Genomic DNA, 2,564 nt, shown 5'->3' on the forward strand with positions numbered 1-2,564 from the left:
TCCTCGCTGAACCCGCGCATCAGCTTCTCGTGCTTGACGAACCGACCAACAACCTGGATCTGGGCAGCATCGATGAACTCGTCTCCGCGCTGGAGGCCTATCGCGGCGGGCTCATCGTCGTCAGCCATGACGACGCCTTCCTCGCCCGCCTACGCATCGACACCTGGATCACGCTCGACGAGAACGGGTTGACCCGAGGTTTTGACGTCCGCACTTCCTAGTAGTGCTTTGTTAGGTGTGGATCTTGGTGTGGGATGATCTTGTTGTGAAGCAGGGTGATCTCGCTCGGGTGCGTGGCCGGTTGGAGAAGTTCGCGGCGGAGGTGTTTGCTCCGCTGGCGCGGTCGGATCAGCGGGTCAAGGGCGAGACCTATGTGCGTGGGTTGCTGCTGGATGGTCGTCGCAAGTCGATGCAGCCGATGGCCGAGCGGCTCGGTGTGGATCATCAGGGGTTGCAGCAGTTCGTGTCGTCGTCGACGTGGGAGTTCGCGTCGGTGCGGGCGCGGTTGGCCAGGCTTGCGCAGCGCACGGTGGATCCGATGGCGTGGGTGATCGATGACACCGGGTTTCTCAAGGATGGCAGTCGATCTCCGTGTGTGGCGCGGCAATACACCGGCACCGCAGGCAAAGTGACCAACTGCCAGGTCGGTGTGAGCGTGCACATGGTCACCGACACGGCCTCGGCTGCGGTGAATTGGCGGCTGTTCGTGCCGGAAAGCTGGGACGACGCCCTTGCCGAGGATGCTGCTGCGGTGGAGGTCGGACGGCGGCGTGCCCGGTGTGGCATCCCGGACACGGAACGGAATCGCCCGAAGTGGATGCTGGCGGTGGAGATGTTCGACCAGCTGGCCGAGTGGGGACTGCGGCCGCCCGCGGTGGTGGCCGACGCCGGCTACGGCGACAACGCGCACTTTCGTGCCGCGCTGGAAGAACGCGAGTTGTCCTACGCAGTACAGGTCAAAGGCGAGCTCACCGCCCACGCCGCCGACGCAGCCCCTGAGTTGTTGCCCTATTCCGGCCACGGCCGACGTTCCAAGCCCCGGTATCGCACCAAGCCGGTCAGCCTGCGCGAGCACATCCTGGCCGCCGGACGGTCCCACAGCAAGCGCATCACCTGGCGGGAAGGCTCCAAAGGCGATCTCCGATCAGATTTCGTCGCCCTGCGGGTACGCATCGCCGGACGCAAGCCCCGCCTGGCGCCTGATGGATCGCTGCCTTTGCGGTGGCTGATCGCCCAATGGCCACCCGAAGCCGACGAGCCCCTCAAGTACTGGATCTCCAACCTGCCCGCCGACACACCACTCGACCGACTGGTGCGGCTGGCCAAAATCCGCTGGCGCATCGAACACGACTACCGCGAACTCAAAACCGACCTCGGCCTGGACCACTTCGAAGGCCGGTCCTTCACCGGCTGGCACCGCCACGCCACCCTGGCCTCCGCAGCACACCTGTTCCTCACCACCCTCCGCCTGACCAGCCCAAAAGCATCTGGGGCAGCCTGACCCTCTACAAGATCATCCGCGAGCTACAAACCCTGCTCGCCACCTGGTCAGGCACCTGCCCCACCTGCCACCAACACATCCACCGATTACCGACCTAACAAAGCACTACTAGGCCCCCGCGTCCCGTACGACGGCGAGGACCTCGTCGCCGAACCGCTGCAACTTCGACGCCCCGATCCCGGAGATGCCCACGAGGGCCTTGGTGTCGGCGGGCCGTTGTTCGGCGATCGCGACCAGCGTCGAGTCGGTGAAGACGACGAACGCGGGCACGTTCAGCTCCTTGGCGCGCTCGGTCCGCCACTCCTTCAGCCGGTCGAGCAGGTGCTCGTCGACGTCGGCGGGACACTTCGTGCAGCGGCCGAGCTTGACCTCCATCGTCGAGATGAGCGGCCGGGCACAGATGCGGCAGGACGCGCCGAACTTGGTCGGCTTCGCCGACGCCGACTTGGCCACCCTGGACGCGGGATGGTTCTCGGGAACGAGCCCGTACAGGAAGCGGCTCCTCCGCCGGTTCCGCCGTCCGTCGGGGTGGCGGGACAGCGCCCAGCTCAGCGACAGGTGCTCACGGGCACGCGTGACGCCCACGTAGAAGAGCCTGCGCTCCTCCTCCACCGCGTCGTCGTCACCGTCGGCACGTTGGATGGGCACCGTGCCGTCGGCGAGGCCGACGAGGAACACCGCATCCCACTCGAGACCCTTCGCGGCGTGCAGCGAGGCGAGCGTCACGCCTTCCACGGTGGGCGGGTGCTGGGCCGAGGCCCGCTGGTCGAGTTCGGCGACGAACATGCCGAGCGTCGCACCCTCGACGGTGCTCGCGAGCTCCTCGGCGACCTCGACGAGTGCCAGCAGCGCGTCCCAGCGTTCCCGCGCGGAGCCGCCTGCGGGCGGCTGCTCGCTCAGGCCGACGCGCGCGAGCACCCGCCGGCACAACGACACGAGCTCCCCCTGGGGTTCCTCGGCCGCCGCGGTCCGCAGTGCCGACATCGCCTGCCGGATCTCCTGCCGTTGGAAGAAGCGCTCACCGCCGCGAACGAGATACGGGATGCCCGCCTCGGACAGGGCC

General features: G+C 67.2%; 2 protein-coding genes and 1 pseudogene. 2 read left to right on the plus strand and 1 reads right to left on the minus strand.

What is annotated here, in order from left to right; genetic code table 11:
* Together M7H19_RS13670 and M7H19_RS13675 are read left to right on the plus strand one after the other, a co-directional pair.
* A pseudogene (locus M7H19_RS13670) lies at window positions 1-221 on the plus strand (ABC transporter ATP-binding protein); the annotation flags it as partial.
* Window positions 222-265: 44 nt separating this feature from the next.
* Window positions 266-1,501 (plus strand): IS701 family transposase, encoded by a 1,236-nt coding sequence (locus M7H19_RS13675; RefSeq protein WP_298181273.1) that lies wholly within the window; start codon window positions 266-268, stop codon window positions 1,499-1,501.
* A 108-nt stretch (window positions 1,502-1,609) separates the two neighbouring features.
* Here M7H19_RS13675 and M7H19_RS13680 read toward each other — a convergent pair.
* Window positions 1,610-2,564 (minus strand): 3'-5' exonuclease (locus M7H19_RS13680; RefSeq protein WP_298181275.1); only part of this gene is annotated, 955 nt, incomplete at its 5' end.

It is taken from the genome of Saccharomonospora sp., assembly GCF_027317685.1.
Lineage (GTDB): Bacteria > Actinomycetota > Actinomycetes > Mycobacteriales > Pseudonocardiaceae > Saccharomonospora.